Below are 11,946 nucleotides of genomic sequence, written 5' to 3'. Positions count from 1 at the left end.
GATCTACGAAGGCGGCATCGCCAACATGAACTACTCGATCTCGAACACGGCCGAGTGGGGCGAATACGTCACCGGTCCGCGCATCATCACCGAAGAAACCAAGGCTGAGATGAAGCGCGTCCTGAAGGACATCCAGACCGGCAAATTCACCTCCGAGTGGATGCAGGAATACCGTTCGGGTGCTGCCCGCTTCAAGGGCATCCGCCGCAACAATGACAGCCACCAGATCGAAGAAGTCGGCGCCAAGCTGCGCGGCATGATGCCCTGGATCGGCAAGAACAAGCTGGTCGACAAGTCGGTCAACTAAGCTTTCCGCATTATCGGAACGGAGGGCCGGGGCGAAAGCTCCGGCCTTTCTATTTTTGTGCTTTGACGTGAAGCCATCTTGTCGGCTCGCCGTCGAAGCCGCCGCCATCGGCTTCGGTCACGCCGATGTTCTTCCATCCTCCGGCGCTCAGTATGGCCTCGAGCCATGCGGCGGAAGGATAATTGTAATAGCGTCCGAACTTGTCGTGCCCTTCTGCCTCTCCCGCCTTGAAGCTGGCGTGGAAGATGCCGTTCGTTTTCAGGGCGCGCAGAATGCGATCGAAGATAGCCGGCAACGTCGAGCGCGGGGCGTGCAGAAGGCTTGCTTCCGCCCATACTCCGTCGAAAGCCCCGGTATCATCCAAGGTTTCAAAGCGCATGATTCGGACGGATCTGCCGATGCGCTCTTCGGCTTCCTTGGCGAGTTCCGCGGAACCGTCCGTGGGCGTGACGTCGAAGCCGCGCGACAGCATGTAGGCGGCATCCTGGCCGCCGCCGCAACCCAGTTCGAGAATGGCCGCGTCGGCGGACAAGGCATCCAGGAAGGCGTCCAGCCGCTGTCTTGGCAGCTTGCGTTCGCGCGCTGCATAAACGGCTGCATTGTCGGTATAGAAGGACGATGTCGGGTCGGTGCTCATGCTGGCTGGCGCCTTTTCGAGATGTGCCGCGTTTAGCGGAAAAGGGCAAATATCTATTGTGCTTTGCCAAAATAGACCACGCGTTCTAGGCCCTTGAAATGAGCATCCAGCGTCAGAACGTCGGCATCGTGCTGTTCGGCGGTGGCATAGATGATCGCATCGGCTAGCGCGAGTTTGTGTTTCGCCGAGACTTCGGCGGAGCGACGGACGAGGGCGGTATCGAGGGGAGCGATGATACAGGTGGCGGTATAGGCGAAGAAGGAATCGACTGCGTCCTCATCGCGCTCGCGTTCCAGCCATTTGGCGAGTTCGAGCTGGACGATGGTGGGGACGATACATTCGGTCCGCGCGGGCATTTCGCCCTGAAGCCGATCTGCGGCCGGACCTTGGATCAGCCACTCGATCCATGCCGAGCTGTCAACGACGCGCATCAGAACCGGTCTTTCCGCTCACGATAATTGCTGGGATTGGCGCCCTTCGCCATGCCTTTGAGATCGGCGAGTTCGGGTACGGGAATGAGTAACACGCCCTTTCCTTTGGGAATGAAAACGAACTCCTGACCCGCGCTCCAATGCTGCTGGTCGCGAACTTCCTTCGGGATCGATATCTGAAATTTTGAGGAGAGGGTCGCAGTGGCCATTCTTACGCTCTTCCGATCGATGGATATAGTGTAAGAATAGCACCCAGATAGATGAATGTGTAGGTCCTTTGGTGGCCTCAGCACAACGGTAGCCAACCGCAAATCGACCATTTTCAGCAACTGCTTGTCACCATCATAAACAAAATAGGTCAGCATTATTGACTTATATTTTGTTGCGTGATCTTGTGTCGGAAAGATCAAAAATTACGAGGAAGCCCCATGCTGAATTGGGAAAATATCTTTGCGACACGCTCAAGCCGTATGCGCGCCTCCGAAATCCGCGAGTTGCTGAAACTGCTGGAACGGCCTGATATCATCTCGTTTGCCGGCGGCATTCCCGACCCCGCTCTGTTTCCGGATGCGGAGTTCAAGCAGGCCTATGCCGATATCTTTTCCGGTCCGACGGTCAATGCAGCGCTCCAATATTCGGTCAGCGAGGGCTACAAGCCGCTGCGCGAGTGGCTTGTCGGCCAGATGGGCGCACTCGGCATTCCCTGCGAGCTTGAAAACGTCTTCATCGTTTCTGGTTCGCAGCAGGGGCTTGATTATCTCGGCAAGCTTTTCCTGTCGCCGAAAGATACGGCGCTTGTGACAGCGCCGACCTATCTCGGCGCGCTGCAGGCTTTCAACGCCTATGAGCCGACCTACGACCAGCTGACGCCGAACGGCAATCGCACGCCGGATTCCTATCGCGCCGCCGCTTCGCAGGCGGGCGGCAGGGTGAAATTCGCCTATCTCTCGGCCGATTTCGCCAACCCTACGGGCGAGACGGTGGATCTGGCAGGTCGCGAAAAGCTACTCGATCTTGCCGAGGAACTGGATATCGCCGTCATCGAAGACGCTGCGTATCAATCGCTGCGTTACGACGGCGAGCCGGTAGCGCCGATCCTCGCGCTGGAAATCGCACGCAAGGGCAGCATCAATGATACGCGCACGATCTATTGCGGCAGCTTCTCCAAGACTTTGGCGCCCGGCCTTCGCGTCGGCTTCGTGGTCGCCAATGCGCCCGTCATCCGCAAGCTCGTTCTGATGAAGCAGGCGGCCGACCTGCATTCCTCGACTATCAACCAGATCGCGATCCATCAGGTCGCCGAGCGCGGCTTCGAAGCGCAGGTCACCAAGGTCCGCAAAACCTACAGCCACCGCCGCGACTGCATGCTGTCGGCGCTTGCGAAATACATGCCTGACGGTACGAGCTGGACAAAGCCGCAAGGCGGCATGTTCGTCTGGATCACCCTGCCGAAGGGCATGGATGGCGCCAAGCTGCTGGCACGGTCGCTGGAAACGGCGAAGGTCGCCTTCGTGCCAGGTCAGGCCTTCTTCGCTGACGGTACCGGCGCGAACACTTTCCGCGTCAGCTTCTCCTGCGCCAACGACGAGATGATCGAAGAAGGCATTTCGCGGCTCGGAAAGCTGATTGCCGGCGAGATCGGGGAGATGGCGGCCTAAGCCGCCACGCTGTTTCCTTACTTCGCCAGATGCGGGCCGATCAGCGCGAGATCGGCCTCGCTCAGCCGATCACTGGCCGTATTGCGCTGATGCCAATAGGGATACATCAGCGGCTGCAGGCTGACGTCGTCGAGCCGCTTGCGCTCCTCGTCGGTCAGCTTCAATTCGGCACTGGCGAGATTGTCCTTGAACTGCGCCTTGTTGCGACCGCCGACGATGACGGAGGTCACGCCCTTGCGGCCGATGAGCCAGGCAAGCGCCACCTGAGCCGCCGAAACGCCGCGACCCTCGGCAATTTCCACCAGCGTATCGACGATATTCCACAGGCGGTTTTCATCGCGGATCGGCGGTTCCGTCCAGCCGGCGAACTGGCGCGTGCCTTCCGGCGTCGCCTGATTGCGGCGATGCTTGCCCGAAAGAAGGCCACCGGCAATCGGGCTCCAGACGAGAATGCCGAGGCCCTGATCGATACTAATAGGTATCAGCTCGTTTTCCGCGTCCCGGGCTTCCAGCGTGTAATGGATCTGCTGGCTGACGAAGCGTTCGCGTCTATCGCGCTCGCTGACGCCGAGCGCCTTCATGATGTGCCAGCCGGAAAAATTCGAGCAGCCGATATAGCGGACCTTGCCCTGGCGAACCAGTGTGTCGAGCGCTTCCATCGTTTCTTCCAGCGGCGTTTGCCCGTCCCATTGATGCAGCTGATAGAGATCGATCACGTCTGTCTTCATGCGCTTGAGGCTTGCCTCGCACGCCTGAATGAGGTGCTGGCGCGACAAGCCGACATCGTTCACGCCAGGCCCCATCGGGAAGCGGGCCTTGGTGGCGATGAGCACGCCGTTCTTGCGCGGACCGCCGATGATTTCGCCGAGGATTTCTTCCGACGCGCCCTGCGAATAGACATCGGCGGTATCGAGCAGGTTGACGCCGGCATCCACGCACATGTCGACGAGCTTCTTTGCTTCCTTGACGCCGAGATCGCCGACGGTTTTTGCCCAGCCCACTCCGCCGAAGGTCATGGTGCCCATGGTGATGGTGGAAACTTTGAGGCCGGAGCGGCCAAGCAGGCGATATTCCATAGATCTGTCCCTCCTCGATTCCGTCTGAAATACGTGCGTCAGGAAATAGCGCGGGAAGGCGGCGGTCAAGGTTCAATCATCATACGAACGGCAATCTGCTCAAATTCAACTGTCACAATCATGTTAAGCCATGCGTCTAGACAACCTTCCTGCAACTCAGCCGAGGACGTTTCATGAAGACCTTTATTTCCGCCTTTGCCGGCCTTTTGGCCATCGCTCTTTTCTCCGGCAGCGCCAATGCATCCGATCTCGTCCTCTATACCAGCCAGCCGAACGCCGATGCGCAGGCGACCGTCGACGGCTTCATGGCCGCCAATCCCGGCATCAAGGTCGATTGGGTTCGCGACGGCACGCCGCAGATCATTGCCAAGCTGCAGGCCGAAATGCAGGCCGGCGCTCCCGTCGCCGATGTTCTGCTGATTGCCGATACGGTGACGCTGGAGCGCCTGAAGGAAGCCGGCAAGCTGCTCGCCTACAAGTCGCCGGAAGCCACAAATTACGATCCGTCGCTCTATGACGCCGACGGCTACTACTATTCCACCAAGCTGATCACGACCGGCATCGTCTACAACACCGCCGCCGCGATGAAGCCGGCAAGCTGGCAGGATCTGGTGAAGCCAGACGCCAAAGGTTTGGTCGCCATGCCGAGCCCGCTTGCCTCGGGTGCCGCTCTCATCCACGCTCAGACGCTTGCAGGCGTCGGCAGCCTCGGCTGGAACTACTACAAGAACCTTGCCGAAAACGGTGCGATCGCGTCCGGCGGCAACGGCGCAGTCCTCAAGTCCGTCGCTTCGGGTGAGAAGGCCTATGGCATGATCGTCGACTACATGCCGATCCGCGAAAAGGCCAAGGGCGCTCCGCTGGAATTCGTCTTCCCGAAGGAAGGCGTTTCGGCCGTTACCGAGCCGGTCGGCATTCTCGCCGGCACGCAGCATGCCGATGCCGCCAAGAAGTTCGTCGATTACGCTCTTTCCGAAAAAGGCCAGGAAGGCTTCCTGAAGCTCGGCTATATCCCGGCCCGCAACGGCACGCCGCTGCCGGAAGGCTTCCCGGCACGTGACAGCATCAAGATTTTGCCGTTGAATGCAGCCGATGCTCTCAAGAACACCGATCAGGACCTCAAGACCTTCTCCACCTACTTCAAGTCGAAGTAATTCGACCCGGATTTGGAATGTACTCATATGTGCGTCGAGGAAACAGCCAGCCGGCCTGGCTGTTTCCTTTTGTTGTTGCCGTCGTGCTCTTGCTCAGCGTTCTGCCGCTGGCGCGGCTGGCGCTTGCCGGCATCGAAGCGCTGCTGAGAGGCGGCACCTATGAGCTGATCACCGATCCCTCGCTCTGGCGCTCGGCCTGGTACACGATCGAAACGGCCGTCCTCGGCACCATCGTTTCCGTCGTGCTCGGCTGCCTCTTCGCATTTTTGCTGACATTGACGGATCTGCCGGGAAGGAGCCTCATCGGCTTCCTCTTCGTGCTGCCGATGATGATCCCGCCGCAGGTGACGGCGCTTGCCTGGGTGCAGATGTCCGGGCCGTCGAGCCCGTTGCTGAAAGCGCTGCACATCGCGCCGCCGCTTGGCTCACCGCAGCCGCTCTATTCTATAGGTGGTATCGCGTTGCTTTACGGCGTTCAGCATGCGCCGCTCGTCTATCTCGCCTTGCGTGCCGGTTTGATGGCGCTGCCGCGCGATGGGGTTGAGGCAGCCAGGCTTTCCGGGGCGTCGGGCTTCCGTGTCTTCCGCGATATCATCCTGCCCTTGTCTCTGCCCGGTGTCATTGCGGGTGCAGCGATCGCCTTCGTCTCCTCGATCGGCAATTTCGGCATTCCGGCGATCCTCGGCATTCCCGCCTCGATCTATACGCTGTCGACGCTGATCTTCACCAAGTTCTCCAGTTTCGGGCCGCGCACCTTCGGCGATATCGCGGTGCTGTCGACGATGATCGCCGTCATTGCCGTTGTCGGGCTCGCCGTACAGGGCAGGGCCTTGAAGGGGCGTGACTATCGCGTCATCGGCATTTCCGGAGCCACGGCTGCTTTTTCGCTCGGCCGCTGGCGCTATCTGGCCTTGCCGGTACTTTGCACTATCCTGTTCGTCATGCTCGTTGCTCCCTTCCTGGCACTGGTTGCCGGTGCGCTGGTGCCGGCCTATGGCGTGCCGCTTACCTTCAAGACGGCATCGCTCAATGCCTTCACGGAAATCCTGTTTCGGCAGAGCATAACGCGCACCGCCTTTTCCAATTCGTTGTTTCTTGCCGGCATGACGGCATTCGGTCTCCTGCTGGTGACAGTGCTTGCCGCCTATGCGCTGACGCGGCGCAAGGACATGCTGAGCCGCATCGTCGGCGGCATGATCGAGATCCCCTATGCGCTGCCGGGCATCATCATCGCCGTCTGCTTCATTCTGGTGTTTGCAGCACCATTGCCGATCCTCAATGTCACGCTCTACGGGACGATCTGGATCATCCTGCTCGCTTATTTCTCCGCCTATTTCGCGGTCAGCCTGAAGCCGGTCATGAGCGCCTTCCTGCAACTTGATCCGGCGCTGGAAGAGGCGGCGCGTCTTTCAGGGGCCGGCTTCTTCCGCCGTCTTGCCGATATCATCGTGCCGCTGATCGCGCCGGCGGCGGGAGCATCGGTAATCCTCGTTTTCCTCATCGCCTGCAACGAGCTGACCGTTTCGGCGCTGCTCTGGTCGGCGGGTACGCAGACGCTCGGCGTCGTCATCTACAATCTCGACGATGGCGGCAGCGCCGATCTTGCCTCGGCCATGTCGGTCATCGTCATCGCCATGGTCGCCATCATGATGGTGCTTCTGGAAATCATGGCCAAACGCCTGCCGAAGGGAGTCGTGCCTTGGCGAAGCTGATCCTCAATCATATCGGCAAGGATTTCGGTACAGGCGGGCGCGCCGCTGTCAGTGCTTTGTCGCTTGACGTTCGTGAAGGCGGCTTCCTGGCGCTGCTTGGCCCCTCCGGCTGCGGCAAGACGACCGTGCTCAGAATGATCGCCGGCTTCGAGCAGCCGACGGATGGCTCCATCCTTCTCGGCGAGCGGCTGCTTGCGGATGCAGCGAATATGCTGCCGCCGGAGCGGCGCAACATGGCGATGGTGTTTCAGTCCTATGCGCTCTGGCCGCATATGAATGTCGCCGACAACGTCGGTTATCCGCTGAAGGTGCGCGGCATTTCCGGCGAGCGCTACCGCGAGAAGGTGCGCGAGGCGCTCGCGACCGTGCGGCTTGGCGATTATGCGGAGCGTAGGCCAGCGGATCTTTCCGGCGGCCAGCGGCAGCGCGTGGCGCTCGCCCGCTGCCTGGTGACATCGCCCGATGTCGTGCTGCTCGATGAGCCGCTCGCCAATCTCGACCGTCACCTGAAGAAGGAGATGGAGGAGACGTTTCGCGAATTCCATCAGCGCTCGGGCGCCACGATGGTCTATGTCACGCATGACCAGAGCGAAGCGATGGCGCTCGCGACCGACGTTGCCGTCATGTCCGAGGGGCGGCTGCTGCAGGTTGCACCGCCGGCCAAGATCTATGCATGCCCCGAAGGTAAAATGGTGGGCAGCCTTGTCGGGCAGGGTGCCATCCTGTCGCTCGCTTTTCCAGATTGCGGGCCGCGCCGCATCGACTGGCCGTCCTTCGGCGATATATGGGATAATCGGGCAGGCGGGTCTGCACAGGCGGATATCCTCGTACGGCCCGAAGACGTGGTCGCCGATGCGGAGGGTATTTCCTGCCACGTCGATTCCGTTCTCTATGAGGGCGAGCGCTATGCGATAAGGCTCTCGATGCCGGATGGGCAAGTGCTGCGCGCCTATAGCCGCGAGGCTGTCGCTGTGGGTGACGTCTACCCGGTTGCCATTCGCTCCGCTTGGCGGCTTTGATCGCGTAGCGACAAGGTGGTTGTTCGCCGTCGCCTCCTATGCTTGATTTGCACGGCGTCACGAATGGGAGTCGCGCATATGCCCGATCACAGTTTTCCGATTTTCGATCTCGGCGCCTTCGAAGCGGCCGATCATCACGAGAAAAGGCGGATCGGCGCGGAGGTGGATCTGATATGCCGCTCGACCGGCTTCCTGGCGATTGCCAACCACGGCGTCGCCGATGCTGTTATCGCCGAGGTTTGGAAGAAGACGCAGTCCTTCTTCGATTTGCCGCCCGAGGTGAAGCAGCGCGCCAAGACGCTCTATCCCGGCTATCCCTACGGCTATCTCGGGCCGGGGACTGAAGCGCTCGCAAAATCGCGCAATGTCGACACGCCGCCGGATCTGAAGGAAAGTTTCAACGGCGGCCCGCTTTCCGTTCCAGCTGGCATGACCGACCCGGAAGCACTAGGCTTCTGCTATGCCGCGACCATCTGGCCGGAAGGACCAGAAGGTTTCGCGGAAGCCTGGAAGGCTTATTATCGGGCGATGGAGGATCTGGCGGCGCGCATCATGCGCGTGTTCGCAACCGCCCTCGGCCTCGACGAGCGCTTCTTCGATCCCTATGTGGATGCGCCGATCAGCGCGCTGAGAGCGCTGAACTATCCCGAGCAGCATGTACCGCCGCAGCCGGACCAGCTTCGCGCCGGCGCACATACCGACTACGGCAGCCTGACGATCCTCCTGCCGCAGCCCGGTTCCAAAGGGCTTGAGATCATTGCCCGCGACGGCAACTGGATGCCGGTGCCGCCGGTCGAGGGCGCTTTCGTCATCAATATCGGCGACCTGATGGCGCTCTGGACAAACGATCGCTGGGTTTCGACCGTGCACCGCGTCGTCAATCCGCCGCCGGAAGAGGGTGGCATGCAGCGGCGGCAATCCCTGGCCTTTTTCCATCAGCCGAACTGGTTTGCCGAAATCGCCTGCCTGCCTTCATGCCTGACGCCGGGTGAGGAGCCGAAATACGCCCCCCTTCTGTCCGGTCCTTATCTGATGGGCAAATTCAAATCGACTGTCACAGCCAAGACCGGCTGATGCGAGTATGATAAGCCGGCTCATATTCTCGTAAACTGGAATGCTTCATGTCCCTGCGCCTCGCGACATTCAATGTCGAAAACCTTCTGACACGTTTCGATTATACCGGTTTTCGCAACCAGCTGCGCCAGGATCGCGTGCTGCAGCTCTTCGATGTTCGCAGCGAAGAGGTTTATCAGCAGCTGGAGGCGGCGCGCGTGATCGCCGCGACCGACGACACCAGGCAGATGACGGCGCTGGCGATTGCGGACGCGGATGCCGACATCATCTGCCTGCAGGAAGTCGATAATATGGCTGCGCTGCAGGCATTCGAATATGGCTATCTTTACCGCATGGTCGGCAACGGCTACCGCCAGAAATTCCTTATCGAGGGCAATGACAGCCGCGGCATCGATGTCGCCGTGATGATGCGCGAGCAAACCCGTGACGGCCAGCCGATCGTGCTCAACGACATCAAAAGTCATGCCATGGTGACATACGGCGATTTCGGCCTCTTCAACGATGAGCTTGCTGAAATCGGCCTTCATGCGGAAGACAAGGTCTTCAAGCGGGATTGCCTGGAGCTGCATTTCCATATCGGTGGCATTCCGTTTTCTCTCTATGTGGTACACCTGAAATCGATGGCGCCGGCGCGCGAAGGCATGGATGGGCGTTACGCGACCATGCCGATCCGCCGGGCCGAGACCTTGGCGGTTCGCCGCATCATCGAGGACCGGTTCGGTGCCGGCCATACGGCGACGAAGAATTTCGCCATCTGCGGTGACATGAACGACTATCAGGAATGGATCGACGTCATCGGAACGCGCCGCACCGGCTACCGCTTCGAGCCGCGTGTCGAAGAAAAGGAGAGCGCGCTCGATGTTTTCAGTCACGACGGCTTTGCTGAAAATATCGCGCGCCGCCGTGAAGAATTCGACCGCTGGACGCTCTATCATGCGCGCGGACCGCAGGAGCAGCGGCTCTGCCAGCTCGACTACATCTGGCTGTCACCGGCTCTGGCGCGCGCCAACGCAACAGGTGTGCCGGACATCGTCCGTTCGGGTCAGCCCTTCCGCACCATATTTCCTCCGGGGCTGGAGGTAGAGCGCTATCCGCGCATCGGCTGGGACAGGCCGAAAGCATCCGACCATTGCCCCGTCGTCATGACATTGGATTTGATATGACCGTTTCAGAACAGAACGACATGGCCGGCTGGCCGCCGGAAGGCAGCGTATTTCCCGTCTCGAGCATCGATCTCGCCGTGCTTGCCGGCGAGCATCCCTTCCATCTGCGTGAGCGGGGGGAGGCGCAGGCGAACTGGGCAAGGGAAATCGCGGCCAATCCATCGCTTTATGACGGCCGGATGGTCTTTCAGCATCGGCTGTCGATCGCCGACGGTGCGATCAAGGGGGAAGCCTATGTGACACCCTTCTCGACGTTTCTCTGGTGGCGAAAGCAGAGGCAGCCGGGAGGCTACCACCTCTTTGCCTTCGCCGTCGCGGTATCGTCGGACGGAGCCCTCATCGCAATCAGAATGGCGCCCCACACGGCCAATCCCGGCCAGGTCTATTGCGCCGCCGGCTCCATGGACGAGAACGATATTGTCGACGGACGCTGCGATGTCGAGGGCAATATGCGCCGCGAGGTTCTGGAGGAGACCGGCCTCGACCTGAGTGATGCGCTTCCGGAGTCCGGATACTATGCCACGCATGTCAATCGGTCGGTCACGCTTTTTCGCGTTTTCCGCTTTCCCTGGACGGCCGAGGATATGCTGCGGCGGATCGAGGCGCACATGCTTGTTTCCGAAGAGGACGAAGTCGATGGCGTGGTCGCCATTCGATCATCCGACCCCGCGGCGCATCGTTACAACATTTCGATGCTGCCCATTCTTGCCTGGTTCTTCGGCGGCGGGAAACGGACCACCGCATAATTCCCTAAATCGGGAATAAAATCATGCGGCAGCTTTGAAGCGCTGCAGCAATCTTTGTACGTCACATATGACGCGCGGGCGCTATAGGCTTGCGCTGTATTTGCTTGCCGGTATGAATAATTAGTCTGGAAGCATGATGGAGGCGGGATTGGCGCGCAGCTACAGTGTCTATGATGTGTTCACCGACAGCAAGCTGGCGGGCAATCCATTGGGGATCATCTTCGACGCCGATGACCTGAGCGACGAGGCGATGCAGTCGATCGCCAGGGAACTGAACCTCTCCGAAACGGTGTTCGTATTGCCGCCTCAAAATCCCGCTCACACGGCGAACCTGCGGATATTCACGCCCAGCTGCGAATTGCCTTTTGCCGGGCATCCGACGGTTGGTACTGCGATCGCGCTGGCGGAGCGAGCCCATGCCAGCCATGGCGGAGATCTCGATCTCGTCTGCGTGCTGGACGAGCGCATCGGGCCGGTGCGCTGCGCCATCAAGCTGCGACAGAACAAGGCGGGCTTTGCCGAGTTCGATCTGCCGAGAAAATCGCAGCAGATCCTTCTGCCGCTCGACAGGGCGGACATCGCCAATGCGCTCAGCCTGAAGGTCACCGAGATAGGTTTCGAGAACCACGTTCCGTCCATCTGGAGCGCCGGCGTACCATTCCTTCTCGTGCCGGTGCACGATGTCGGGGCGTCGGAGCGACTGGAATTCGACGCGCAACTTTGGGAAAAGACGGTTCCTTTCGTCGAGGGCGCGCTTGCCTCCGCCTTCATCTATTGTCGTGGTGGCGTCAATCACCTAGCGAAGTTTCACGCGCGCGTCTTTCCGGTCGGCATGGGGATCGTCGAGGATCCAGCGACGGGTTCCGCGGTTGCGGCAATGTCCGGCGCCATCAATCAGTTCGATGCCCTGCCGGATGGACATCATCCTTTCATCATCGAACAGGGCATAGAGATGGGACGGCCATCGCT

General features: G+C 60.2%; 12 protein-coding genes and 1 pseudogene. 9 read left to right on the top strand and 4 right to left on the bottom strand.

The window, feature by feature from the left end; genetic code table 11:
* Positions 1–307 (top strand): annotated as a pseudogene (locus Q4Q11_RS28300) (ketol-acid reductoisomerase); the annotation flags it as partial.
* Positions 308–356: 49 nt separating this feature from the next.
* On the opposite strand, the gene Q4Q11_RS28295 reads toward Q4Q11_RS28300, so the two are convergent.
* From Q4Q11_RS28295 to Q4Q11_RS28285, 3 genes are read right to left on the bottom strand one after another with little or no spacing between them, the layout of a single operon-like run.
* The gene (locus tag Q4Q11_RS28295) at positions 357–944 is read right to left on the bottom strand and encodes a class I SAM-dependent methyltransferase (RefSeq protein ID WP_498571549.1); all 588 of its coding nucleotides are present in this window, start codon (positions 942–944) and stop codon (positions 357–359) included.
* Between the two features lie 53 nt (positions 945–997).
* On the bottom strand, positions 998–1,375 hold the full coding sequence (locus Q4Q11_RS28290; RefSeq protein ID WP_113216237.1) for a type II toxin-antitoxin system VapC family toxin: 378 nt from the start codon (positions 1,373–1,375) through the stop codon (positions 998–1,000).
* Complete coding sequence (locus Q4Q11_RS28285) at positions 1,375–1,584, bottom strand: AbrB/MazE/SpoVT family DNA-binding domain-containing protein (RefSeq protein WP_112510362.1); 210 nt, start codon at positions 1,582–1,584, stop codon at positions 1,375–1,377. Before Q4Q11_RS28285 ends, Q4Q11_RS28290 begins: the two co-directional genes overlap by 1 nt.
* Positions 1,585–1,803: 219 nt before the next feature.
* Here Q4Q11_RS28285 and Q4Q11_RS28280 point away from each other — a divergent pair, with 219 nt between their 5' ends.
* A complete protein-coding gene (locus Q4Q11_RS28280; RefSeq protein ID WP_498571548.1) occupies positions 1,804–3,033 on the top strand; it encodes an aminotransferase-like domain-containing protein in 1,230 nt (409 codons plus the stop codon).
* A 17-nt stretch (positions 3,034–3,050) separates the two neighbouring features.
* Here Q4Q11_RS28280 and Q4Q11_RS28275 read toward each other — a convergent pair whose 3' ends face one another.
* Complete coding sequence (locus Q4Q11_RS28275; RefSeq protein WP_498571547.1) at positions 3,051–4,109, bottom strand: aldo/keto reductase; 1,059 nt, start codon at positions 4,107–4,109, stop codon at positions 3,051–3,053.
* Between the two features lie 173 nt (positions 4,110–4,282).
* Between Q4Q11_RS28275 and Q4Q11_RS28270 the strand changes: the two genes are divergently transcribed.
* From Q4Q11_RS28270 to Q4Q11_RS28240, 7 genes are all read left to right on the top strand, one after another.
* Complete coding sequence (locus Q4Q11_RS28270; RefSeq protein ID WP_498571546.1) at positions 4,283–5,263, top strand: ABC transporter substrate-binding protein; 981 nt, start codon at positions 4,283–4,285, stop codon at positions 5,261–5,263.
* 17 nt (positions 5,264–5,280) lie between these two features.
* Positions 5,281–6,975 carry an ABC transporter permease gene (locus Q4Q11_RS28265; RefSeq protein WP_498571545.1) on the top strand — a complete coding sequence of 565 codons (1,695 nt, stop codon included), beginning with the start codon at positions 5,281–5,283 and terminating at the stop codon, positions 6,973–6,975.
* Positions 6,963–7,994 carry an ABC transporter ATP-binding protein gene (locus Q4Q11_RS28260; RefSeq protein ID WP_498571544.1) on the top strand — a complete coding sequence of 344 codons (1,032 nt, stop codon included), beginning with the start codon at positions 6,963–6,965 and terminating at the stop codon, positions 7,992–7,994. The genes Q4Q11_RS28265 and Q4Q11_RS28260 overlap by 13 nt, the downstream gene beginning before the upstream one ends.
* 78 nt (positions 7,995–8,072) lie before the next feature.
* Positions 8,073–9,068, top strand: coding sequence for an isopenicillin N synthase family dioxygenase (locus tag Q4Q11_RS28255; RefSeq protein ID WP_113223291.1), 996 nt, complete (start codon positions 8,073–8,075; stop codon positions 9,066–9,068).
* Between the two features lie 47 nt (positions 9,069–9,115).
* Positions 9,116–10,231 carry an endonuclease/exonuclease/phosphatase family protein gene (locus tag Q4Q11_RS28250; RefSeq protein WP_498571543.1) on the top strand — a complete coding sequence of 372 codons (1,116 nt, stop codon included), beginning with the start codon at positions 9,116–9,118 and terminating at the stop codon, positions 10,229–10,231.
* A complete protein-coding gene (locus Q4Q11_RS28245; protein WP_112510068.1) occupies positions 10,228–10,977 on the top strand; it encodes an NUDIX hydrolase in 750 nt (249 codons plus the stop codon). The genes Q4Q11_RS28250 and Q4Q11_RS28245 overlap by 4 nt, the downstream gene beginning before the upstream one ends.
* Before the next feature lie 148 nt (positions 10,978–11,125).
* Positions 11,126–11,946 (top strand): PhzF family phenazine biosynthesis protein (locus Q4Q11_RS28240; RefSeq protein WP_498571542.1); only part of this gene is annotated, 821 nt, incomplete at its 3' end.

The organism is Rhizobium sp. UFLA01-1127, assembly GCF_059803845.1.
Note: the sequence above shows the minus strand (reverse complement) of the source record. Positions and strands in the feature narration are given on the sequence as shown.

Coding starts and splice junctions, on each gene's coding strand:
- Q4Q11_RS28295 (WP_498571549.1), bottom strand. CDS start 944: ATGAGCACCGACCCGACATCGTCCTTCTATACCGACAATGCAGCCGTT.
- Q4Q11_RS28290 (WP_113216237.1), bottom strand. CDS start 1,375: ATGCGCGTCGTTGACAGCTCGGCATGGATCGAGTGGCTGATCCAAGGT.
- Q4Q11_RS28285 (WP_112510362.1), bottom strand. CDS start 1,584: ATGGCCACTGCGACCCTCTCCTCAAAATTTCAGATATCGATCCCGAAG.
- Q4Q11_RS28280 (WP_498571548.1), top strand. CDS start 1,804: ATGCTGAATTGGGAAAATATCTTTGCGACACGCTCAAGCCGTATGCGC.
- Q4Q11_RS28275 (WP_498571547.1), bottom strand. CDS start 4,109: ATGGAATATCGCCTGCTTGGCCGCTCCGGCCTCAAAGTTTCCACCATC.
- Q4Q11_RS28270 (WP_498571546.1), top strand. CDS start 4,283: ATGAAGACCTTTATTTCCGCCTTTGCCGGCCTTTTGGCCATCGCTCTT.
- Q4Q11_RS28265 (WP_498571545.1), top strand. CDS start 5,281: ATGTACTCATATGTGCGTCGAGGAAACAGCCAGCCGGCCTGGCTGTTT.
- Q4Q11_RS28255 (WP_113223291.1), top strand. CDS start 8,073: ATGCCCGATCACAGTTTTCCGATTTTCGATCTCGGCGCCTTCGAAGCG.
- Q4Q11_RS28250 (WP_498571543.1), top strand. CDS start 9,116: ATGTCCCTGCGCCTCGCGACATTCAATGTCGAAAACCTTCTGACACGT.
- Q4Q11_RS28245 (WP_112510068.1), top strand. CDS start 10,228: ATGACCGTTTCAGAACAGAACGACATGGCCGGCTGGCCGCCGGAAGGC.